The organism is Streptomyces sp. TG1A-8 (assembly GCF_030499535.1).
In the GTDB taxonomy this organism is placed as follows: Bacteria; Actinomycetota; Actinomycetes; order Streptomycetales; family Streptomycetaceae; genus Streptomyces.
In genome coordinates this window covers 2,662,988-2,685,381 of record NZ_JASTLB010000001.1, presented here as the reverse complement: position 1 = coordinate 2,685,381, position 22,394 = coordinate 2,662,988, and the positions used below count along the sequence as shown (strand labels likewise).

The following is a 22,394-nucleotide window of genomic DNA, read 5'->3' as shown; positions in this document are numbered from 1 at the left end:
TGCGGGCCGGCCCGCACCGGGCCGGGCCGGTGCCGTGCGTGGCGCCCGGTCCGCGCGTCGCTGCGGGTGCACGCGGACCGGGGCCGATCGGGGGGACCGGCGCGGATCAGGGGGTGGCGGTGAGTTCCCTGGGGCCGGTCAGGGCGGCGGCGTGCGCGTCCATCCGCTGCGCCGACAGGATCGCCGCCGCGGTGTCGGCGCGCGAGGCGGCGACCACCAGCGCGCGTCCCGCGAGGGCGTGCGCCCGCCGGTGCAGCGCGGCGGGCCGGTCCTCGGCGGCCGGCGCGGCCCGTACCGGCGTGCGGCCTCCCCGCAGCCGGGCCACCTGTCCGGCCAGCCGCTCGGCCGCGGTGTCCAGCTCGGCGGACGGCACCAGGGCGCGCAGCTCGTCGGTGACGGCGAGCAGTGCGGCGAGGTGCCCGGCGAGCTGGATGTCCAGTTCCTCCTCGCGGGAGCGGTGGGGGAAGTCGGAGGGCGGGCTGTCGGCCGCCGTGCTGTGGACCGACTTGGTGCGGATCGGTTCGTACATGGGACGGCCTCCTGTGCGCTGACAGGAAACCATCCTACCTTGGATTTCGTCTAAAGTTGACGTGGGTCACGGCCTGTACCGCGTCCGTGCCTCTGTGCTACGGCTGGCCGTAGCCGTCCAGGAAGGTGCCGATGCGGGTGATCGCGTCCCTGAGGTCGCCGACGGCCGGCAGGGTCACCACCCGGAAGTGGTCGGGTTCGGGCCAGTTGAAGCCGGTGCCCTGGACGACCATGATCTTCTCCTGGCGCAGCAGGTCCAGCACCATCCGCCGGTCGTCCCTGATCCGGAACACCTGGGGGTCGAGGCGCGGGAAGAGGTACAGCGCCCCCTTGGGCCGCACGCAGCTCACCCCCGGGATCTGCGTCAGCAGGTCGTAGGCCACGTCCAGTTGCTCCTTCAGCCGGCCGCCCGGCAGGACCAGGTCGTTGATCGTCTGGCGTCCGCTGAGCGCGGCGACCACGCCGTGCTGCCCGGGCATGTTGGCGCACAGCCGCATGTTCGCCAGGATCGTCAGGCCCTCGATGTAGGAGTCGGCGTGGGCGCGCGGGCCGGAGATCGCCATCCAGCCGACGCGGTACCCGGCCACCCGGTAGGCCTTGGACATGCCGTTGAAGGTGAGGGTGAGCAGGTCGGGGGCGACCTTGGCGGTCGGGGTGTGCGTGGCGCCGTCGTAGAGGATCTTGTCGTAGATCTCGTCCGAGCAGACCAGCAGGTTGTGGCGGCGGGCGATGTCGGTCAGGCCCTTGAGCACCGCCTCGCCGTACACCGCGCCCGTCGGGTTGTTCGGGTTGATGACGACGATGGCCTTGGTGCGGTCGGTGACCTTGCGCTCGACGTCGGCGAGGTCGGGCATCCAGTCGGACTGCTCGTCGCACCGGTAGTGGACCGCGGTGCCGCCGGAGAGGGACACGGCGGCGGTCCACAGCGGGTAGTCGGGGGCCGGTACGAGGACCTCGTCCCCGTCGTCCAGCAGCCCCTGCATGGCCATCACGATCAGCTCGGAGACGCCGTTGCCCACGAAGACGTGCTCGACGTCCGTCTCGATGCCGAGCGTCTGGTTGTGCATGACGACCGCGCGGCGGGCGGCCAGCAGGCCCTTGGCGTCGCCGTAGCCGTGCGCCGTGGAGACGTTGCGGAGGATGTCCTCCAGGATCTCCGGGGGACACTCGAAGCCGAACGCGGCCGGGTTGCCGGTGTTGAGCTTCAGGATGCGGTGGCCGGCCGCCTCCAGCCGCATCGCCTCCTCGAGCACCGGACCCCGGATCTCGTAACAGACGTTGGCGAGCTTGGTCGACTGGATCACCTGCATGCCGGTGAGCTTACGGCCCGGTAACGCCTCATGGCTCGTGTTTTCCGCCACGCGGGACCGGGCGTTTCGCGCGCGGGCCGCCGCCGGCCGTCCCGGGGGAGGGTGCCGCCCGTTCCCGCTCGCGCACCGCCTCCGGTGCGCGCCGCCCGCTGCGCGGCCCCGTCCCCTCCGCATCCGCGCAGGCCCCGGCACCCTCCGTCCGCCGGGGCGCGGCCGCGCGGGACACCCCCGTCGACCGGTCGGATCAAGCCATGTGACGTGACGTCGGTGACGCGCGTGGCGTACGGCTCCTTGCCCCCGCACGCCCCCGTCATGAGAATGCCCATGACAAGACAGGCGGCCGGAAGATCTCCGGCCGCCCATGTCTGCAGAGGGGACCCCACATGAACAAGCCTCTCCTGGCCGCGCTCACCTCCCTGGCCATCACCGGGATCGGCGCGGCACCCGTGGTCGCCGCGCCGCAGGCCAAGGCGGTGACCGTCAGCTACGCCGGGACCGTCTCGCTCAGCAACTGCTCCGGTTCGGTCGTCCGCCTCCCCGGCTCCGCGGACAGCGACCCGGCGCTCGTGCTGAGCAACGGCCACTGCCTGGAGACCGGCTTCCCGGCCCCCGGCCAGGTCATCACCGGCCAGTCCTCCAGCCGCACCTTCGGCCTGCTGAACTCCGCCGGCACCAAGGTCGCCACGCTCCGTGCCAACCAGGTCGTCTACTCGACCATGACGGACACGGACGTCACGATCTACCGCCTCACCTCGACCTACGCGCAGATCAAGAGCGCGTACGGCATCAGCGCGCTCACGCTGAACGACAGCCACCCGGTCGCCGGCACCGCCATCAAGGTCGTCTCCGGCTACTGGAAGCGGACCTACAGCTGCAACGTCGACGGGTTCGTGTACCGGCTGAAGGAGGGCAGCTGGACCTGGAAGGACTCGCTGCGCTACACCTCCGCCTGCGACACCATCGGCGGCACCTCCGGCTCCCCGGTGATCGACACGGCCACCGGCAAGGTGATCGCCGTCAACAACACCGGCAACGAGGACGGCGGGCGCTGCACGGATAACAACCCGTGCGAGGTCGACCAGAGCGGCAACGTCACCGTCCGCCAGGGCATCAACTACGCCGAGGAGACCTACCAGATCCCGGCCTGCTTCACGACCGGCAACACGCTGAACCTCAACGCGGCCGGCTGCACCCTGCCCAGGCCGTGAGGCCGCCGGCGGGGCGGCCGGTCACACCGGTGTGCGGCGGACCGCCCGGCCGGCCAGCACGTCCGTCCGCTTGCCGTCCTCGATGACGAAACGGCCGTCGACGAGGACGTACGGGATCCCCGCCGGGAGGCTGCGGGGCGCCGCGAAGGTGGCGCCGGGCGCGACCGTGTCCGGATCGAACAGGACCAGGTCCGCCCGGTAGCCCTCGCGCACCAGTCCGCGGTCCGGCAGCCGCAGCCGGGCCGCGGGCCGTGCGGTGAGGTGGGCGACGCACTCCTCCAGCGGGAGGACGCCCAGCTCCCGCACGTAGTGGCCGAGGTAGCGGGGGAAGGTGCCGTAGGCCCGCGGGTGCGGCTTGCTGCCCCGCAGGATGCCGTCGGAACCGCCGGTGTGGACGCGGTGCCGCATGATCGCGCGGACGTTCTCCTCGTGGCCCACGTGCTGGATGATCGTCGTACCGAGCCGGTCGCCGGTCAGCAGGCGGCGCGCGGTCGCCCAGGGGCTCTCGCCGCGCAGGTCCGCCGCCTCCCGGACGGTGCGGCCCACGTGATCGGCGAGGGCCGGGTCGCTCACGCCGGAGATCTCGACCGTCTCCCACGCCACGGGGACGCCGTGGCAGCCGTCCGAGCCGGTCACCTCCAGGTCGTGCCGGATCCGCTCGGCCGTCGCCGGGTCGGCGAGCCGGGCCAGGACCGCCTCGGGGCCACCCTCGCCCGCCCAACTCGGCAGCAGCGCGGCCAGCGTGGTGCAGCCGGGCGTGTAGGGGTAGGTGTCCAGCGTGATGTCCGCGCCGGAGTCCAGCGCCCGGTTCGAGCAGGGCCAGCAGTTCGGGCGCCCGGCCCTCGTTGACGCCGAAGTTCAAGGTGGCGTGGGTCAGGTGCAGCGGGCAGTCCGCCTCCCGGGCCAGTCGGATCATCTCGGCGTAGGCCGCCAGGGCACCGGCGCCGTAGGAGCGGTGGTGCGGGCAGTAGTAGCCGCCGTACCGCGCCACCACCCGGCACAGTTCGCCCAGTTCGGCGTCGCGGGCGTACATGCCGGGCGTGTAGGTGAGCCCGGACGACAGGCCGACCGCGCCCTGTTCGAGGCCCTCCGCGACCAACTGCCGCATCCGGTCCAGCTCCGCGGGCGTGGCCGCACGGTCCTCCCAGCCGACGGCGAGCGCGCGGACCGTGCCCTGCGGGATCAGGTAGGCCGCGTTGACGGCGATCCCGCGGTCCAGCCGGTCCAGGTACTCGCCGACCGTGCGCCAGTCGAAGTCGATGTCGTCGCCGTGCCCGTTCCAGCCGGTGATCGTCCGGCGGACCTCCGCCAGCGTCCGGTCGTCCACCGGCGCGTACGACAGGCCGTCCTGGCCGATCACCTCCAGCGTGACCCCCTGCGCGGCCTTCGCGCTGTGGTCGGGGTCGCGCAGCAGGGCCAGGTCGGAGTGGGCGTGCATGTCGATGAAGCCGGGGGAGAGGACAAGGCCCGCGGCGTCCAGCTCCCGCACCGCGCCCGGGCGCTGGCAGTCGGCCGCGGCGGCCTCCTTGACGATGGAGACGATCCGGCCGCCGTCCACCACCACATCGGCGCGGTACGAGGGCTCTCCGCTGCCGTCGACCACGTCCGCGTCCCGGACGACGAGTTGTTCCACGGTCGGCGACCCCCTAGAAGAACGTGCGGATGTAGTCGACGACCGTCCCGTCCGCCGCCACGAGCGGGATCAGCTGCCACTTGTCGAAGGCCGTGCACGGGTGGGACAGCCCGAACCCGATCCAGTCGCCCACCTCCACGTCCGCCTCCGGCGCCGTGCGCAGCCAGGTGTGCTGGTCGGACAGGCCGGTCACCGAGATGCCGGCGGCCGGGCGCTCGGCGCCGTCCCGGCGCACCACCTGGGCGCAGGGCGGGTCCAGGTCGTGGGAGGCGTCGCGCTTGCCCGCGTTGGCGAAGGCCTGCTCGGAGCAGGGGCGGGAGACGACCTGCGCCCACAGCCGGAGCGCGGACTCCAGGGCGCCCTCCTGCGGCACGCGGGTGAACGGGGTGAGCCGGCGGTAGTGCCCGTCGTCGTGCGAGACGTACGCGCCGGAGCGCAGCAGCTTCAGAGCCGGCCGGGACAGTTCGGGGAGTTCGGCGAGGACGTCGGCGACGGTGTCGAACCAGGCGCTGCCGCCCGCGCTCACCACGATCTCGTCGGTCCCGGCGAACCGGCCCGCCCCGTCGAACGCGGCGGCCAGCGCGGTGAGCCGGCGCAGGTAGGCCCTCACCCGCTCCGGGTCGGCCCGCGGCACCTCGCCCTCGTAGCCCGCCACGCCGACCAGCCGCAGGGTGCGCGTGGCGGCCACGGCTTCGGCGACGGCCGCGCACTGCGCCTCCGTGCGCGCCCCGGTACGGGCGCCCTCGCCGGCGGCCAGTTCCACCACGACGTCCACCGGGCGGGCCGAGCCGCGCAGGGCCGCGTCCATCAGCTCCACCCCGCGCACGGAGTCGGCGTAGCAGACGAAGCGGAAGCCGGGGTCGGCCGCCAGGTCCGCGGCGACGCGGCGCAGGGCGGCCGGGTCGACCAGCTGGTTGGCCAGGAAGATCCGCCGGACGCCGAACGCGCGGGCCACCCACACCTGGTGGGGCACCGCCAGGGTGATGCCCCACGCCCCGTGCCCGATCTGGCGGTGGAACAGCTGCGGGGCCATGGAGGTCTTGCCGTGCGGGGCGAAGGCGAGGCCGTGCCGGGCGGCGTACGTCTCCATGAGCGCGAGGTTGTGCTCCAGGCGCTCGGCGGACAGGGCGAGGACGGGGGTGGTGAAGCCGCCGGTGAACAGGTTGCGCCGCTGGGCGGCCAGTTCGGCGACGGTCAGGCCCGCGGCGTCCGGCGGCAGGCCCTTGAAGCGGTGGTCGACGCGTTCCCCGGCGAGGCGGGCGAGGGCTTCGGCGCCGGTGTCACGGACCATGCGGGCCTCCCGAACGTACGGTGTTGCGGATGGTGCAACGTCCATTGCGTGTACCGCTTGCGGCTGTCTAACATCTCGCCCAGGGCGGGGTCAACGGAGCACCGCCGATTCCAGGACCGACGAGGAGCGCCGCCACCGTGACCGCCGACGGCCCCTCCAGCGCCGCCCGCGGCCCCGCGGCCGCCGGCGCGCGGAGCGTGGAGGCCGTGGACGTCGTCGCGCTCGGCGAGTCCATGGTCACCTTCCTGCCCACCCGCCCGGGCCGCCTCGCCGACGTCCCCTCCTTCACGCGGACCATCGGCGGAGCCGAGTCCAACGTGGTGTGCGCGCTGGCGGCGGCGGGACACCCCACGCGCTGGGTGAGCCGGGTCGGGGCGGACGGGTTCGGGACGCACCTGGTGGAGCGGATCGCCGGGTACGGGGTGGACACGAGCGCCGTCACCGTCGACCCGGACCGGCCGACCGGCGTCTACTTCCGCACGGCCGCCGACCGGGCCGGCGACGCCCACGAGGTGGCGTACTACCGGGCCGGTTCGGCGGCCTCCGCCATGAGCGTGCACAACGTCGGCCCGGAGGCGGTCCGGGCGGGGCGCGTGCTGCACCTGTCGGGGATCACGGCGGCGCTGTCCGCCGGCTGCCTCGGACTGCTGCGCGCACTGACGGCGCCCGGCCCCGGCCGCCCCCTGGTCTCCTTCGACGTCAACCACCGCCCGGCCCTGTGGCGCCACCGGGACGACGCCCTCGTCCTGCGCGACCTGGCGAACCGCGCCGACCTCGTCTTCGTCGGCGCGGACGAGGCACAGGCGGCCTGGGGCGTGCCGGGCGACGCGGAGGCGATCCGCGCGTGCCTGCCGGAGCCGGCGGTGCTGGTGGTCAAGGACGGGCACAGGGGGGCGACGGTGTTCGCGGACGGGGCGACCGTGTCCGTCCCCGCCCCCGCCGTCGACGTGGTGGCGGCGACGGGCGCCGGAGACGCCTTCGCGGCGGGTTTCCTCTCCGCCACCCTGCGCGGCCGTCCCCTGCGGGAACGGCTCAGGCACGGCCACCTCATGGCCGCCGCCGCCCTCACCGTCCCCGGCGACCTCGCCGCACCCCCGGCCCGCGGCCACGCCGACCGCCTGGCCGCCCTCGACGACGGCGCATGGGGGAGACTGCGGTTCGGCCCCGGCTGGACGCGGGCCGAGCAGGCCCCCCAGGAGGCGATCACCCCATGAGCCAGACCGTCGACCGCGCGCTGAGCATCCTGCCGCTGCTCGCCGAGGGCCCCGCCGACCTCGGCCGGGTCGCCGACCGCCTCGGCGTCCACAAGTCCACGGCCCTGCGCCTCCTGCGCACCCTGCACCGGCACGGCCTGGTCCACCGCCAGTCCGACCAGCGCTACCGCCTCGGCGCCCGCCTGTTCGCCCTCGCCCAGGAGGCGATGGAGAGCCTCGACGTCCGCGAGATCGCCCACCCGCACCTGGTCCGGCTCAACGAGCGGTGCGGCCACACCGTCCACCTCGCCGTCCACGAGGAGGACGAGGTGCTCTACATCGACAAGGTGGAGAGCCGTTACCCGGTGCGGATGTACTCGCGCATCGGCAAGCCCGTCGCGCTCACCGTCGCCGCCGTCGCCAAGCTGCTCCTGGCCGACCTGCCCGAACCCGAGCGGCGCGCCCTCGCGGACCGGATCGACTACCCCTCGTACACGCCCCGCTCCACCCCGAACGCCGCGGCCTTCCTGCGGGAGCTGGAGCAGGTGCGCGAACAGGGGTGGGCCACCGACCTCGGCGGCCACGAGGAGTCGATCAACTGCGTGGCGGCCCCCGTGCGCGGCGCCGACGGCCGGGTGGTCGCCGCGATGTCGGTGTCCGCCCCGAACGTCGTCGTCCCCGCCGACGAACTGCTCGCCCTGCTCCCGCAGGTGCGCCGTACCGCGGACGCCATCAGCGCCGAGTACTCCGGACGAACTCCAGTGAAGGACCCCATCGCATGACCGAGAAGACCGCGCTCACCCCGAGCACGCACACCACGCCGCCCGCGATGTTCTCCCACGGCGTGCGCAAGGGCGGCATCCTGCAGGTCGCCGGCCAGGTCGGCTTCCTGCCCGCCGAGGAGGGCAGGCCCCCGACGCCCGCCGGGCCCACCCTGCGCGAGCAGACCCTGCAGACCCTCGCCAACGTCAAGGCGGTCCTCGAAGAGGGCGGCGCGGACTGGGACGACGTGATGATGATCCGCGTCTACCTCACCGACGTGGACCACTTCGCGGAGATGAACGAGGTCTACAACGCCTACTTCCAGGAACAGCGCCTCACCGGGCCGCCCGCCGCCCGCACCACCGTCTACGTCGGCCTGCCGGCCGGCCTGCTCATCGAGATCGACGCGCTCGCCGTCCTGGACTGACGCGCGCCGGGGCGCCACGTGACGGTGCGTCCGGTACGACGCCCGCGCTCTCGGCGCGGCGTCACCGGCGTTCGCCTTCCGTGTTCCGCCTTCCGCGCTCCGCCCGCCGGCTCGTCACCCGTGGCGGTCGGGGCCCGTGGGGGCACGGGGGCACCGGGCGCCCTGCGGCGGCATCGCCCGGCCGAAGGAGCCGAAGCACCCGAAGGAGCCGTACGTCCTGAGGCCTTGGCCCAGGTGCGTCCGCCCGGTGCCAGCGGTCCCGCGCGGATCGAGGAGGTCCGCGCCCCGTCCCGCGAACGGGCGGCGCCCGCGGGACGGGCGGTGGTGGCACCGGTACCGGGGGACGGGATCCGGCCGCGGCGCACCGTCTTCACGGACGAGTGGGCCCGGAGCGGGGAGGGGACCGGTGGGCTGACTGGTTCCGGCACAGGGAAGTCGTCCATACTGCCGCCGTGGAGCAGCGCATAGGATCGAGCAGCCAGCCCCTGAAGGGCGAGCCCGTCAAGGGCGCCGGGTTCGACCCGGCCTTCATCCCGGGGATCACCGCGCCCGCGACGGCGGCCGAGCCGGAGGACGCGGAGTCGGCGGGGCCCTCGCGGTCGCCGGAACCGGAAGGCGCCGCGGAGGGGGAGGAACGGCCGGCCGGGCCGGCGGCGGAGGCCGTGGCGGAGGAGGAGGGCGCGGACGAGGAGCAGGCCCCCGGGGGCCCCGTCTTCGAGGCCGCCGACCGCCGCGCCCGGATCGTCGCCGACCGCCGCGGTGTCCGCCTCAGCCTGGACGAGGAGGCCTGCGAGTTCCGCTGGAACGAGATCGCCGCGGTCGAGACGGAGTCCGCCCGCTTCGGCAAGCGCTTCACCGTCACGGTGCACACGCCCGAGCGCCGCTGGTACCCGATCGAGATCGAGGCCGCGTCCAGGTCGCGCTTCAAGGAGTGGGAGACGCGGCTGGACGAGGTCCTGGACGCGTACTTCGAGGAGGCCTAGGGGCCCCGTCGTCCGGACTTTCGCCGGCCCGGACGCGGGCCCCGGCCGGCGGGACGGGGCCCGCGTCGACGCCCGGGCCCCGAGGGGGCCCGGGCGTCGACGCGCCGGAGAAGGGCGGCCGGGCCCGGCGGGCCGTCCCGCCGGTGTCAGCCCAGCGCGTGCACGTGCGTTCCCACCGAGTTCGACCACGCGTTGTTCGACGTCGCGTCCCAGTTGGTCGACCAGGTCATCGCACCGCGCAGGTCGGGGTAGGTCCTGGACGGCTTGAAGGTGCCGCAGTTCGTGCCCTTGGCCAGGCAGTCCAGGGCGTTGTCGACCACCGTGGGGGACACGTAGCCGCTGCCGGCCGCGCTGGTGGAGGCCGGGAGGCCGAGGCCCACCTGGGACGGGGACAGGCCGCCCTGGAGCTGGATGCAGGCCAGGGCCGTCAGGAAGTCCACGGAGCCCTGGCTGTAGACCTTGCCGTCACAGCCGAGCATCGAACCGCTGTTGTAGTACTGCATGTTGACGACCGTGAGGATGTCCTTGATGTTCAGGGCCGTCTGGAAGTAGGAGTTGGACGTCGACTGCATGTCGATCGTCTGCGGGGCCATCGTGATGATCAGGGACGGGCCCGCCTTCGCCGACAGGGAGCGCAGCGCCTGCGTCATGTAGGTCGCGTTGAGGCCGTTCTCCAGGTCGATGTCGACGCCGTCGAAGCCGTACGTCTGCATCAGGGAGTACACGGAGCTGGCGAAGTTGTTGGCCGATGCCGTGTCGCTCACCGAGACCGTGCCGTTCTGGCCGCCGATGGAGATGATGACCTTCTTGCCGGCCGCCTGCTTGGCCTTGACGTCGGCCTTGAACTGGTCGGTGGTGTAACCGCCCAGTCCGGCCGAGTCGAGGCTGAAGGAGACCGCGCCCGGCGTCGACGTCGCGTCCGCGAAGGCCACGGCGATGATGTCGTAGGCCGACGGCACGTCCGACAGCTTCTGGACCTTCGCACCGTTGTTGAAGTTCTGCCAGTAGCCGGTCACGGCGTGCTTGGGCAGCGTGCCGCCCCCGCCGCCGGTCCCGGAGGTCGCCGTCGTGCCCGTCACCGCCGCCGACTTCGCCGACTCGCCCGCCGAGTTGGTCGCGGTGACCTGGAAGGAGTACGAGGTGGCGGCCGACAGGCCGGCCACGGTCGCCGAGGTGCCCGTCACCGCCGTCACCTTGGTGCCGTCGCGGTAGACGTCGTAGCCGGTCGCGCCGGGCACCGCGGACCAGGACAGCGACACGGACGAGGACGTCGTGCCGGACACCGCCAAGCCGGCGGGCGCGGATGGGACGGTCGGGGCCGGGTCGCCGCTCGAGCCGCCGTCGGGGCCGTAGACGGAGACGTCGTCCGCGTAGTACGCGGCCTGGCCGTACCAGCCGTGGGTGTACAGGGTGACGGACGTGGTCGACCCGCCGGTCGTGAACGAGGTCGACAGCTGCTTCCAGGACGCGGTGTCGGGGGTCCAGGTCGACACGTCCGTCGTGCCGGTGCCCGTCACGCCCAGGTAGGCGTAGCCGCCCTGCACCCACGCGCTCAGCGTGTACGTCGAGTTCGGCTTCACCGCGACCGTCTGGGTGCACTGGGCGTTGTCCTGCCCGGCCGGGGTCGCCTTCAGCGCGGCCGCGCCGGAGTGGACGGGGGAGGAGACCGTGGTGCCGCTGCCGGCCGTGCAGGTCCAGTCGGCCAGGCCGGACTCGAAACCGGCGTTCCTGGCGTTGTTGACGTCCGCCGCGGCCGCGGGAGTGGCGGCGAGGCCCGCCACGGCCAGGGCGAGGGCGCCGGCGGCGGACCACGTGGCGATCCGGCGGGTACGAGGTCTGGGTGTGCCTGGTGCACGGTCCACTTCGGTCCTCCGGTGGGGAAGTTCGCGGGAGAGAGGGGAGAGAGGGGAGAGGAGGGGGAGAGAGGGGAGAGGAGAGGGAGAGGGGGGAAGAGATGGGGAAGGAAAGGCACGGGGAAGGGGGTGAGGGGCGGTGGCCACCGCTGTGCTCCAAGTTGGTCCAGACCAATCCGGCTGTCAAGAGGTCCAGACCAACCGGGCGCCCGACCCGCGGATCAACCTGCCCGCGTTTGGGGAGACTTGTGACCGAAGAGTTCCCCATCGGCTGCACGAACGCTGTTCTCCGGTCGCGGGGGCGTGGATACAGTGCTCACGTAGTCACGCAATGAAGTCGTCCTGGCGCATTGGCGTTGCACCGGTGGGCCGAAAGGTGCGAGGAACGGGGAGCCGCGCGTGCCAACTGCCATCGCCGTGACCAGTGCCGACATGGCACTGCCGGCGCAGGACGACCGGACCATGCCCGCCGTCGTGCTGCGCGACCTCGACCAGCGGCCGCTGGAGCAGGCCCTCGCCGAACTGCACGCCCTGACCGAGCAGTCCGGGCACGTGGTCGTCATCTGTTCCCGGGCCACCCCGGTGACCGTCGTGCGCCGGCTGTACACCCTGCGCTCCCTGCTGGAGAGCGACCGCATCGCCTTCTTCCGGCCGGACCTGCCCCCCCTGGGCGTCGCCGTCCTCGCCCGCCAGCTGCGCCAGCTCGCCTCCTGCGACCTGAGTCCCGGCGTGCTGGCCTGCGCCGGCCGGCTGCTCACCCACTACATCCACGCCGGCGCCGTCCTCGGCTCGGTGGCCAGGCTGGACCGGGTGCCGGTCGGCCTCAAGGCGCACGCCAGGTCCTGGGTGCCCGGCAGCCAGTTCGCCGTCCTCGCCCACCCCGAACCCCAGCTCGTGCGGATCGGCCCCGACGCCACGCTGAAGGGGCCCGAGTTCAGCACCTGGATGCTCGTCGCCAAGGGGCAGCTGCCGGGCGACTGGGTCGCCGCCCTCGCCAAGGAGTGGAACGTCCACGGGCTGCGCGAGACCCCGCTGCCCGCCGAATCGCCGCGGTGGTGGGGGACCGGCCGCGTGGTGGAGTTCTGCAGCTACCTCGCCGACCTCTCCGTGCTGTACCAACTGGTCGCCTCCGTACGACAGTCCAGCTGCCACTGGTGCGGCATCGACGTCATCGGCGACCGCTGCGTCTTCTGCTCGGCCGTCCCGCCCGGACACGAACCCCCGGCCCCGCGCGCCCCGGAACAGCACACGCCCGCCTGACCCGCACCGCCCGGACCCGCTCACATCCCGCTCGGCCGATCCCCAACGAGGTTGCACGGTTCATGAACTCCCGTCAGCGCCGCGGCGTGCTGCTCCTGATCCTGTCGGTCCTGTGCGCCGTCGGCGCCTTCGCCGGCGTCCTGTCCGTCGTGGACGACGTGCAGTCCAAGGTCGGCCCCGAGGTCACCGCCTACCGGGTCAAGTCCGACGTGAAGCCCTACACCGCCCTGTCCACCGGCCAGTTCGAGAGGACGGAGATGCCCAGGCGGTGGCTGTCCGGCAACGCCGTCACCGACCTCCGCCAGATCCGGGGCAAGATCGCCGTCACCACCCTGCGCGCGGGCTCGCTGCTCCAGACCGACATGATCGTGGACCAGCCGGCCCTCCAGCCCGGCCAGCAGGAGGTCGCCATCATGATCGACGCGGCGACCGGCGTGGCGGGCAAGATCACCCCGGGGGCCCGGGTCAACGTCTACGCCACCTTCGAGGGGCGGAAGGAGGGCGACCTCGACCAATCGAAGATCATCGTCACCAACGCCCGGGTCCTCGACGTCGGCCAGATCACCGCCCTGGACCCCGACAGCGGCAAGGACCAGCAGCCCACCGACGCCGTCCCGATCACCTTCGCGCTGTCCACCCTCGACGCCCAGCGCATCACCTACGCCGAGTCCTTCGCCCAGCGGGTCCGGCTCGCGCTGGTGGCGCCGGGCAGCGAGACCAGCGTCCCGGACAGGGACCGCACCTACGAACTCGCGACGGACAAGTGAGAGGCGGCCCGCATGCCCACCAGGATCCTCCCGGCCGGCACGGACCCGGACGCCGTCCGCTCCCTCGTCACCCTGCTCAGCCAGCTCCCCGACGCCGAACCGCAGCCGCCCCTCGGTGACTCCACCCAACTGGTCGACGCCCTCGCCCGGCTCGCCGCCGAGTCGGTGGACGAACTGCCCGAAGTGGTCGTCGTCCACGAACGCATCGGTCCCGTCCCCGCGCTGGAGCTGATCCGCGAGGTCGCCCTGCGCTTCCCGGCCGTCGGCGTCATCCTCGTCACCACCGACGCGAGCCCCGGCCTGTTCGCCGCCGCCATGGACTCCGGAGCCCGCGGCCTGGTGGCGCTCCCGCTGTCGTACGAGGAACTCGCCAACCGCGTCCAGGCCGTCGCCCAGTGGTCCACCGGCGTGCGGCGCCATCTCGGGCACGGAGCCGACGTCTCCGGCGGCGCCGGCGGCACGGTCGTCACGGTCAGCGGCGCCAAGGGGGGCGTCGGCGCCACCCTGACGGCCGTCCAACTGGCCCTCGCCGCCCAGGCCTCCGGCCGGCCCACCGCCCTGGTCGACCTCGACCTGCAGACCGGCGACGTCGCCTCCTACCTGGACGTCCAGTTCCGCCGCTCGGTGGCCGACCTCGCCGCCATCACCGACGTCTCCCCGCGCGTCCTCGCCGACGCCGTCTTCCGCCACGACACCGGCCTCGCCCTGCTCCTCGCCCCCGGCGAGGGCGAACGCGGCGAGGAGGTCACCGACCGCGCCGCCCGCCAGATCATCAGCGCCCTGCGCTCGCGCTACGAGGTCGTCGTGGTCGACTGCGGCGCCCAGCTCGGCGGGGCGAACGCGGCGGCCGTGGAGACGGCCGACACGGCGGTGCTGGTGACCACGCCCGACGTGATCGCCGTGCGCGCCGCCAAGCGCACCGTCCGCATGTGGGACCGGCTGCAGATCCGCAAGGCGGAGGAGACCACGGTCGTCGTCAACCGCCACACCCGCACCGCGGACATCCAGCCACCGCTCATCCGGCGCATCACCGGGACCGCGCTGGCGCGGACGACGGTCCCCGCCCACTTCAGGGAACTCCAGGCGGTCGTGGACGCCGGCCGCCTGCACGACCTCGACAGCAGGTCCACGGTCAAACAGGCCCTGTGGAGCCTCGCCGGGGAACTGGGACTGGTGAAGACCGCCGAGGGGACGCACCGGGGCGGGGGGCGCGTGCGCGGCGACCGCGTGCGCGGCGACCGCGGAGCGGCCGGCTTCCGGCGGCGGAAGGAGTGAGGGGTGCGCAGACGACCGGAAGGCGCGCGCGGGGACCGGGGGCAGGTCAGCGTCGAACTGCTCGGGATGACTCCGCTGATCGTCCTGACGCTGGTGCTGATGTGGCAGTGCGTGCTCGTGGGCTACACCTTCACGCTCGCCGGGAACGCCGCCGACGAGGCGGTCCGCGCGGGCACGGCGGCGGCACCCGGCGGTGCCCGCCTGGCCGCCTGCCGGGAGGCGGGGCTCGGGCACCTGTCGGGGGCGTGGGAAGGGGACGCGGCGGTGAACTGCAGCCCGTCCGGCTACGTCACCGCCGACGTCTCCCTCAAGGTCCCCGTCCTCTTCCCGGGCGCCGTCCCCTTCCCCGTCACGGTGCACGGCCACGCGGGCACGGTGGAGGAGGTGAAGGACTGAGATGCCCCACCGCCGCACGAGGCCCCGCGACCGGGGCCAGGTCGCCATCGAGTACCTCGGGTTCATCCCGGTCCTGCTGGTCGTGGGACTGGCCGGCCTCCAGCTCGGGGCCGTCGCCTACGCCGCCGAACAGGCCGGCACGGCCGCGCGGGCGGGGGCGCGGGCCGCGTCGCTGCGCCAGGACGCGGGAGGGGCCTGCGCCGGCGCGGTCAGCGGCGGGATCGACGTGCGGTGCTCCTCCGCCACGGGGGGCGACACCGTCACCGTCACCGCCACCGTCCACATCCCCACGATCGTGTGGGACCTCGGCGACGCCCGCAGGACCGCCACCATGCCGCTCGACCACTGACCGAGGAGAAGCGAACCCATGAGCCTGCGGGCACGCATCAACTCCCCCGAGGAGCAGGGCAGCCGGGGCGAGGACGGGCACCTGGTCGCCGCCTACCGGGCCAAGCTGCTGGAGGAGATCGACCTCGCGGAGATGAGTTCGCTGGTCGCCGCCGAACGCAGGGCGCGCCTGGAACGGGTCCTGGGACACATCATCAGCCGCGAGGGCCCGGTCCTGTCGACGGCGGAGCGCTCCCAGCTGATCCGCCGCGTCGTCGACGAGGCACTGGGCCTGGGCATCCTGGAACCCCTCCTCGAGGACGTCTCCATCACCGAAATCATGGTCAACGGCCCCGACGCGATCTTCGTCGAACGCGGCGGCCGGGTCGAGCAGCTGCCCCTGCGCTTCGCCTCCGCCGACCAGTTGATGCAGACCATCGAACGGATCGTCTCCACGGTCAACCGCCGCGTGGACGAGTCCACCCCGATGGTCGACGCCCGCCTCCCCTCCGGCGAGCGCGTCAACGTCATCATCCCGCCGCTGTCCCTGACCGGGCCCATCCTCACCATCCGCCGCTTCCCGCGCTCCTTCACCCTGCGGGAGCTCGTCGGCTTCGGCTCGCTGGACGAGCACATGGTGTACCTGCTGGCCGGCCTGGTGCAGGCGAAGTTCAACATCATCGTCTCGGGTGCGACCGGCACCGGCAAGACCACGCTGCTGAACGCCCTGTCCGGCCTCATCCCGGCGCACGAGCGCATCATCACCATCGAGGACTCGGCCGAACTCCAGCTCCAGCAGACCCACGTCGTCCGCCTGGAGTCCCGCCCGCCCAACGTCGAGGGCAAGGGCCAGGTCACCATCCGCGACCTGGTCCGCAACTCGCTGCGCATGCGGCCCGACCGGATCGTCGTCGGCGAGGTCCGCGGCGGCGAGTCCCTCGACATGCTGCAGGCCATGTCCACCGGCCACGACGGCTCCCTCGCCACCGTCCACGCCAACAGCGCCGAGGACGCGCTCACCCGCCTGCAGACCCTCGCCTCCATGTCCGACGTCGAGGTCCCCTTCGTGGCCCTGCACGACCAGATCAACAGTGCCGTCGACGTCATCGTCCAGCTCACCCGGTTCGCCGACGGCGCCCGCCGCATCACCGAGATCGCGCTCCTGGACAGCCACGGAGGCGAGCCGTACCGCCTGGCCACCGCGGCCCGCTTCCACGCCCGGCCCATGACGCCCGACGGACGCGTGCACGGCACCTTCGAGTACCACCCCCTCCCGCGCCGCACCGCCGACCGCCTCCACATGGCGAGCCAGCCCGTCCCGCAGGCCTTCGGAGTCGCCCGCTCCGCGGACCAGCTCGCCACCCGAGAAGCCAGGTAGGACCATGGAACTGCCCACCCTCGTCCGGCTCACCACCGGCACCGCCCTGCTGACCTGCGTCCTGGCCGTCGCCGGCGTGCACACCTACGCCTCGGGCCGGGCCCGGCGCGCCGCCCTGATCGACCGCCTCTCGCACGCGGGCCAGGCCCCGGCCGCCGGCCGCCGGCGCCGCTTCCGCGCCCTGGACCGCCGCCTGCGCGGCACGTCCCCGGGCCGCCGGCTGGAGACCCGGCTCGCCGCGACCGGCCTGGACGTCACCCCGGGCGAGTTCCTCGCCTACCTGCTCGCCACGGTCGCCGCGCTCTGGCTGATCGGCCAGGCCACCCTCGCCCCCTTCTTCGGCCCGCTCGCCGGCCTCCTCGGCATCGGCGCGGCGGTGCAGTTCCTCACCTGGCAGCGCCAGAAACGCATCGAACGCTTCATCAACCAACTTCCCGAACTGGCCCGCATCCTGGCCAACGCCACCCAGGCCGGCCTCGCCCTGCGCACCGCCATCGGCATGGCCGCCGAGGAGCTGGAGGCGCCCGCGGGCGAGGAACTGTCCAAGGTCGCCGACCAACTGGCCGTCGGCCACTCCATGGAGGACGCGCTCGGCGAACTGGCCGACCGCCTCCCCTCGCGCGAACTGGTCGTCCTCGTCACGACCCTCGTGCTGTCCAACCGGGCGGGCGGCCAGGTCGTCTCCGCCCTGCGCAACCTGACCGAGACCCTGGAGGAACGCAAGGAGACCCGGCGCGAGGTCCGCACCCAGCTCTCCCAGGTGACCATGACCTCGTACGCCGTCCCCGTCCTCGGCATCGGCGCCCTGTTCCTGATGAACGGCGTCAAGGACGGCGCCCTGGAACGCATGACCGGCTCACCGGTCGGCCAGGCCTGCGTGGTCGTCGCGTTCGCCATGTACGCCGTCGGCTTCGTCCTCATCCGCCGCATGAGCCGGATCGACGTCTGAGGAGGGCACGATGGCGTTCCTGCTCGCCCTGCTGACGGGCCTCGCCGTCTGGGGCGCCTTCGCCGGCATCCGCATGTACCGCGCCGACGCCAAGCTCCCCGGCGACCTCGCGCTGGCCCTGGAGGTCGGCGCCACCCGCACCGGCGCGGTCGGTTCGCTGATCGACCGCCTCGGCATGCGCTACGCCCCCGCCGTGCTGCGCCTGATGGGCCCCCGCCTGGTCGCCCGGTACCGCCGCAGGATCGACCTCGCGGGCAACCCCGGCGGCCTGACCATCGACCGTTACGCGGCCCGCCGCGCGGTCTACGGCGCCCTCGGCGGCGTCGGCTTCCTGGTCTTCCTCCTGCGCGGCCAGTGGTTCGTGGCCCTGCTCCTGCTCGCCTTCGGCGCGTTCTGGACGGAGGTCGGCATCTGGTCGGCGATCCGCGTCCGCAGGGACGTCATCGAGCGGACCCTGCCGGACTTCCTCGACGTCCTGGCGGTGGTGGTCAGCGCCGGACTCGGCTTCCGCCAGGCCCTGGACCGGGTGGCGGCCCGCTACGAGGGTCCGTGGGCCGACGAACTGCGCATCACGCTCCGTCAGATGGACCTCGGCATGAGCCGCCGCCAGGCCTTCGCGGAACTGCGCCGCCGCAACGACTCCGAGCAGGTCGCCATGTTCGTGACCGCGCTGCAGCAGGGCGAGGAACTGGGGGCTCCGATCGTCGACACCCTCGTCGCCCTGGCCAAGGACATGCGCCGCACGGACGCCCAGAACGCCCGCCGCAAGGCCGCCCGCGCGGTGCCCAAGGCCACGCTGATGATCACCACGTTCATGGTCCCGGCCACGATGCTGCTCCTCGGCGCCGGGCTGATCCTGGGCTCGGGCGTGGACTTCGGTTCGCTCACGGGGAAGTGAGGAGGGTGGGGTCGGGGTCGGTGGCGGCCGGGTCGGGATCGGGGGTGCGCGCGGTGGAGCCGTCCGGGCGGGGGCGGGGGCTGTCGAGGGGTGGGGCGGGGGCGTCCGGGCGGGGCTGGGCGCCGTTCGGGCGTGCGGGCCGTCGTGAGGAGGGGCGGGGGCGGGAACCGGAGCAGGAACGAGGGCAGGGACAGGGGCGGGAGGAAGCGGGTGCGGGAGGGGAGGGCGAGGGGAGGGGGAGGGTCGCGGGGGCGGAGCCGCCCGAGCCGAGGACGGGGACGAAGAGGGCGGGCGCGTCGGCAAGGGGACCCCGGCCCCGGCCCGCCCCCCTCCCCGGAGTCCAGCCGTCCCCGCCCACCGGACCCCGGCCGGCGCCGCTCCCCGAACCGTCGGAGAAGATCCAGCTCCGGGCCCTGCAGGCGATGTGCCGGCAGGTCTTCGGCTTCCGGCTGGCGATGATCGTCCTGGCGGCCCCCGCCGCCCTGCTCAACGCCGCTCCCGGCCTGGGCGTCCGCCTGGTGGGCGCGGCGGTCGTCGCCACCGTCATGGTCTCCTACGTCCTGTTCCGCGACTGGGAGCGTTTCGGCCCCCTCCTCCTGCGCCATCCGTCGCTCCTGGCCGCGGACACCCTCTTCGGTTCCTTCCTGCTGGTCTCGGCGGGCCCGGACACCACCCTGGCCTACGTCAGCGTCTGCACCCCGCTCCTGGCCGGCCTGGTCTACAGCTGGCGGGGAGCGGCCTGCTTCGCCTCCCTCCAGTCCCTGATCCTGCTCCTGGCCCACGCCACCGTGCAGGCGGACCGGCGGCCCGGGATCGCGGAGACCCTCCTGCTGCCCGGCCTGTGCGTGATCGCGGGCGCGATGGGCTCGACCCTGCGCAACCTGATGCTCCGCTTCGGCGCCGCGACCCAGGCCCTGACGGCGGTCCAGGCCCGGCTGGCGGCGACGGAGGCGGTGCACGCGGAACGGGCTCGGCTGGCCCGCGAGATGCACGACTCGGTGGCCAAGACCCTGTACGGCGTGGCCCTGGCGGCGGACGGCCTGGCGGCCACGGCGTCGGACCCGGACCCCGACCCGGCACGCGTCCGGCAGCAGGCCGACCTGGTGTCCCGCTCGGCGCGCAGGGCGGCGGCGGAGTCCAGGGAACTGCTGACGGACCTGCGCCGGGAGGACCCCCCGGGAACGGCCACCGACACCTGGACACGTCTGACAACGCGGCTCGCCGACTTCACCGCGCAAACGGGTTTGCGAGTCACTTGCCACCCCCGGGCGATCCACTCCCTCCCGCCCCTGCCCCCCGACCTCTCCCGCCACCTTCTGGCCATCGTCGCGGAGGCGCTGGAGAACGCCCACCGCCACGCGCGCGCGACGCACGTGGAGGTGACGGCGGATGCGGAGGACGACCGGCTCCGCCTCACCGTCCGCGACGACGGCCGGGGCCTGTCCCCCGGCACCACCCTGGGCAACCTCCGCGACTCGGGCCACTTCGGCCTGCTCGGCATGGTCGAACGGGCCGAGTCGGCGGGTGCCCGCATCAGCATCGGCCGGGGCGGCCACGGGCGGGGCACGGAAGTCCGGGTGGAGTTGCCCCTGGTGCCGCCGACGCCCGACCCCCCACATCCGGAAGCCTGAGAGGAGGCGCACGATGCAGCGAAACCCGTCCCGGGCGGACTTCCCCCCGCCCGCCGGAGCGGACCCCCTGCGCGTCGTGGTGGCCGACGACAACCCGGTGGTCCGCGCGGGCCTGACCGCCCTGCTCACGTGCCGTGAGGACATCACGGTGGTGGCGGAGGCGGCGGACGGCCGCCAGGCCTACGAGGCAGCGCTCCGGCACCGCCCCGACGTCATCCTCCTCGACGTCCGCATGCCCGGCGTCGACGGAATCACCGCGTTGCCCCACCTGGTCCCGCTGGCCCCCGTCATGATGCTCACGTACACCCACGAGGCGGAGACCGTGCGGGATGCGCTGCGGCTGGGGGCCGGGGGCTACCTGGTCCACGGCGAGTTCACGACGGAGCAGTTGGTGAGGGCGGTGCGCGACGTCGGGGAGGGCCGGCCGCACGTGACGCCCGGGGCGGCGAAGGCGTTACTGGCGGAGTTGCGGATGAGTGCGAATGCACACACGGGGCATCAACTTCCGCTCGTTGAGGGCCAAATTTCCCCCACCGGACTTTCGCAGAAGCAATCCACTGTGGGACAGTCGACCCGGTCGCGGTTCCACCTGAGTACGAGGGAGGCGGAGATCATGGACCTCATCGCGTCCGGCATGAGCAACCAGCAGATCGCCGCCACCTGCTTCATCAGCGAGAAGACGGTCAAGAACCACATCAACCGCATCTTCGCCAAACTCCACAGCACGAGCCGGTCCCAGGCGACCGCCAAGTGGCTGGGGGTGGTCTGAGGTGACAACCACACCGAGGGCGTGGGCCCGGGTTTGGGCCCTGGGGCCCTGGGGGAGGGACCGGTCACCGCTCTACGGTGCGGGCGTCGGAAGCGTAGGCGGAGGAGAACAGCGTGAGCGATCTGATGCTGAAGTCGGCCGTGGCGACCAAGGTGCGCTTGAGCGGCTGGAAGAACACGACGGTCGCGGCGATTCAACGGCGTGCCGGGGACAAGGGGCAGACCGCAGTCGAGTACTTGGGCATCATCGCAGTGGTGGTCGCGATCGTGTTGGCCATCACCGGCACGGACATCGGCAAAACAATTCTCGACAAGATCAAGTCCAAGATCACGGAAATCACCTGATCCCCTTACGCGCCGAGTACGACTCCGGGCAGGCCTTCCCCATCTACATCACGGTGGTGGCGGGTCTGCTCTTTCTTGCCCTGGCATACCTGGCGGTGGGCCAGGCGGCCGTGAACCGCAATGGTGCCCAGACCGCAGCTGATGCCGCGGCGCTGGCAGCGGCCCAGGAAGCACGTGACCAGCTCGCCGGTCAGTGGCTGAACGACGTCCTCGACCCCGCCAAGTGGCAGGACGTCTTCGACGGCAAGGCGCACATTGATGACCCCTGCTGGAGAGCCGGGCAACTCGCCGCGCAGAACGACGCTCGTCTGAACGCCTGCGACTCGCCTCGATTGCTGAGCTACCAGGTGGAGGTCGAGGCCAACAAGTCCGTCGGCGACTCCGTCGTCCCCGGGACCGAGGACATCAGGTCGACCGAGTCAGCCACCGCTGTGATAGAGCCGTTGTGCACGTTCGACCTGCCTGGCGAGGACACCGGGGGTGAGGAGCTGCCCCGACTCACCTGCAAGGGAAGGGACTGGGATCTGGAGCCGGACGACCACGCCGGACTCCCCAACGCCGAGGACCTTTTTGACGTGCACCTGACCGACTGACAGTGATTCACGAGTGGAGAAGGAAGCAGAGCTATGAGCATTCGGTTCACTGCGAAAGCTCGCAGAGGGATGGTCGCAATGACCATCGTGGGCGGCTTGGCGTTCGGTGCAGCCGGTTGCGGCGGGGGAGGCGACGAGAAGGCGTCGGAGGCTTCGCCGTCCTCCGCTAAGCAGGACGGCAACGGAGCAAGTCCTCAGGAAGGGCAGTCCGCGGAGCCACTGGCAGAGCTGCGGGGACCGGACGGCCTGACGCTGAAGATCACGTCGGCGGAGCGTGACTCCGGTGGTTTCGTGACCGTCAACGCACAGCTCAAGAATGACGGCAGCAAGGACGCCGTCCTCTCATCGCAGCTCACCGGCAATGAAACCGAGATCATGAAGAACGGACAGTCCTTCGGAGGAGCCACTCTTGTGGACCCGAAGGGGAGGAAGCGCTACTACGTTCTCCGAGACACGGATGGGCGACCGCTCACCACCATCGGCGTTCAATCGGTGAGGGCAGGCGACACCGTCCCCATCTTCATGCAGTTCCCGGCACCCCCCACGAGTACAGCCGAAGTCAGCTTCCAACTGCCGACCTTCCCCACGGCCACCATCCAGATCACCGGGTGAGGCCGAA

At 72.7% G+C, this 22,394-nt stretch carries 22 protein-coding genes and 1 pseudogene; 18 read left to right on the top strand and 5 right to left on the bottom strand.

Annotated elements, in window-relative coordinates; all coding sequences use genetic code 11:
* Positions 1 to 106: 106 nt before the first annotated feature.
* Positions 107 to 529 (bottom strand): hypothetical protein, encoded by a 423-nt coding sequence (locus tag QQY24_RS11345; protein ID WP_301972550.1) that lies wholly within the window; start codon positions 527 to 529, stop codon positions 107 to 109.
* 97 nt (positions 530 to 626) lie between these two features.
* Positions 627 to 1,838: a pyridoxal phosphate-dependent aminotransferase gene (locus QQY24_RS11340; protein ID WP_301972549.1), complete on the bottom strand. Its 1,212-nt coding sequence runs from the start codon at positions 1,836 to 1,838 to the stop codon at positions 627 to 629.
* Positions 1,839 to 2,221: 383 nt separating this feature from the next.
* Here QQY24_RS11340 and QQY24_RS11335 point away from each other — a divergent pair, with 383 nt between their 5' ends.
* Positions 2,222 to 3,046, top strand: coding sequence for a serine protease (locus QQY24_RS11335; protein ID WP_301972548.1), 825 nt, complete (start codon positions 2,222 to 2,224; stop codon positions 3,044 to 3,046).
* A 21-nt stretch (positions 3,047 to 3,067) separates the two neighbouring features.
* Here the strand turns inward: QQY24_RS11335 and QQY24_RS11330 are convergent.
* Positions 3,068 to 4,679, bottom strand: a pseudogene (locus QQY24_RS11330) (amidohydrolase family protein).
* Positions 4,680 to 4,692: 13 nt separating this feature from the next.
* Positions 4,693 to 5,970, bottom strand: coding sequence for an alanine racemase (locus QQY24_RS11325; protein WP_301972547.1), 1,278 nt, complete (start codon positions 5,968 to 5,970; stop codon positions 4,693 to 4,695).
* 197 nt (positions 5,971 to 6,167) lie between these two features.
* Here QQY24_RS11325 and QQY24_RS11320 point away from each other — a divergent pair, with 197 nt between their 5' ends.
* From QQY24_RS11320 to QQY24_RS11305, 4 genes are all read left to right on the top strand, one after another.
* Positions 6,168 to 7,184 (top strand): sugar kinase, encoded by a 1,017-nt coding sequence (locus tag QQY24_RS11320; protein WP_301976213.1) that lies wholly within the window; start codon positions 6,168 to 6,170, stop codon positions 7,182 to 7,184.
* A complete protein-coding gene (locus tag QQY24_RS11315) occupies positions 7,181 to 7,945 on the top strand; it encodes an IclR family transcriptional regulator (protein WP_301972546.1) in 765 nt (254 codons plus the stop codon). The genes QQY24_RS11320 and QQY24_RS11315 overlap by 4 nt, the downstream gene beginning before the upstream one ends.
* Positions 7,942 to 8,352, top strand: coding sequence for a RidA family protein (locus QQY24_RS11310; protein WP_301972545.1), 411 nt, complete (start codon positions 7,942 to 7,944; stop codon positions 8,350 to 8,352). Before QQY24_RS11315 ends, QQY24_RS11310 begins: the two co-directional genes overlap by 4 nt.
* A 452-nt stretch (positions 8,353 to 8,804) precedes the next feature.
* Complete coding sequence (locus tag QQY24_RS11305; protein ID WP_301972544.1) at positions 8,805 to 9,335, top strand: hypothetical protein; 531 nt, start codon at positions 8,805 to 8,807, stop codon at positions 9,333 to 9,335.
* Between the two features lie 146 nt (positions 9,336 to 9,481).
* On the opposite strand, the gene QQY24_RS11300 is transcribed toward QQY24_RS11305, so the two are convergent.
* Positions 9,482 to 11,197: a chitinase gene (locus QQY24_RS11300; RefSeq protein WP_301972543.1), complete on the bottom strand. Its 1,716-nt coding sequence runs from the start codon at positions 11,195 to 11,197 to the stop codon at positions 9,482 to 9,484.
* Between the two features lie 423 nt (positions 11,198 to 11,620).
* Here QQY24_RS11300 and QQY24_RS11295 point away from each other — a divergent pair, with 423 nt between their 5' ends.
* The 13 genes from QQY24_RS11295 (at position 11,621) to QQY24_RS11235 (ending at position 22,387) form a co-directional block, all read left to right on the top strand.
* The gene (locus QQY24_RS11295; protein ID WP_301976212.1) at positions 11,621 to 12,448 is read left to right on the top strand and encodes a hypothetical protein; all 828 of its coding nucleotides are present in this window, start codon (positions 11,621 to 11,623) and stop codon (positions 12,446 to 12,448) included.
* Positions 12,449 to 12,510: 62 nt separating this feature from the next.
* Positions 12,511 to 13,215: a Flp pilus assembly protein CpaB gene (gene cpaB, locus QQY24_RS11290; RefSeq protein ID WP_301972542.1), complete on the top strand. Its 705-nt coding sequence runs from the start codon at positions 12,511 to 12,513 to the stop codon at positions 13,213 to 13,215.
* A 12-nt stretch (positions 13,216 to 13,227) separates the two neighbouring features.
* Positions 13,228 to 14,490 carry an AAA family ATPase gene (locus tag QQY24_RS11285; RefSeq protein WP_301972541.1) on the top strand — a complete coding sequence of 421 codons (1,263 nt, stop codon included), beginning with the start codon at positions 13,228 to 13,230 and terminating at the stop codon, positions 14,488 to 14,490.
* Between the two features lie 66 nt (positions 14,491 to 14,556).
* Positions 14,557 to 14,886: a pilus assembly protein gene (locus QQY24_RS11280; RefSeq protein ID WP_301976211.1), complete on the top strand. Its 330-nt coding sequence runs from the start codon at positions 14,557 to 14,559 to the stop codon at positions 14,884 to 14,886.
* 1 nt (position 14,887) lies between these two features.
* The gene (locus QQY24_RS11275; RefSeq protein ID WP_301972540.1) at positions 14,888 to 15,235 is read left to right on the top strand and encodes a TadE/TadG family type IV pilus assembly protein; all 348 of its coding nucleotides are present in this window, start codon (positions 14,888 to 14,890) and stop codon (positions 15,233 to 15,235) included.
* Positions 15,236 to 15,253: 18 nt separating this feature from the next.
* Positions 15,254 to 16,591 carry a CpaF family protein gene (locus tag QQY24_RS11270; RefSeq protein ID WP_301972539.1) on the top strand — a complete coding sequence of 446 codons (1,338 nt, stop codon included), beginning with the start codon at positions 15,254 to 15,256 and terminating at the stop codon, positions 16,589 to 16,591.
* A gap of 4 nt (positions 16,592 to 16,595) precedes the next feature.
* Complete coding sequence (locus tag QQY24_RS11265) at positions 16,596 to 17,540, top strand: type II secretion system F family protein (RefSeq protein WP_301972538.1); 945 nt, start codon at positions 16,596 to 16,598, stop codon at positions 17,538 to 17,540.
* A 10-nt stretch (positions 17,541 to 17,550) separates the two neighbouring features.
* Positions 17,551 to 18,438, top strand: a complete 888-nt coding sequence (locus QQY24_RS11260; protein WP_301972537.1) for a DUF5936 domain-containing protein — start codon at positions 17,551 to 17,553, stop codon at positions 18,436 to 18,438.
* A 398-nt stretch (positions 18,439 to 18,836) separates the two neighbouring features.
* Complete coding sequence (locus QQY24_RS11255; RefSeq protein ID WP_301976210.1) at positions 18,837 to 20,069, top strand: sensor histidine kinase; 1,233 nt, start codon at positions 18,837 to 18,839, stop codon at positions 20,067 to 20,069.
* A 13-nt stretch (positions 20,070 to 20,082) separates the two neighbouring features.
* A complete protein-coding gene (locus tag QQY24_RS11250) occupies positions 20,083 to 20,838 on the top strand; it encodes a response regulator transcription factor (RefSeq protein ID WP_301972536.1) in 756 nt (251 codons plus the stop codon).
* Positions 20,839 to 20,951: 113 nt separating this feature from the next.
* Positions 20,952 to 21,182, top strand: a complete 231-nt coding sequence (locus tag QQY24_RS11245; RefSeq protein ID WP_301972535.1) for a hypothetical protein — start codon at positions 20,952 to 20,954, stop codon at positions 21,180 to 21,182.
* 56 nt (positions 21,183 to 21,238) lie between these two features.
* Complete coding sequence (locus QQY24_RS11240; protein ID WP_367657988.1) at positions 21,239 to 21,775, top strand: pilus assembly protein TadG-related protein; 537 nt, start codon at positions 21,239 to 21,241, stop codon at positions 21,773 to 21,775.
* A 33-nt stretch (positions 21,776 to 21,808) separates the two neighbouring features.
* A complete protein-coding gene (locus tag QQY24_RS11235; RefSeq protein WP_301972534.1) occupies positions 21,809 to 22,387 on the top strand; it encodes a hypothetical protein in 579 nt (192 codons plus the stop codon).
* Positions 22,388 to 22,394: the final 7 nt, after the last annotated feature.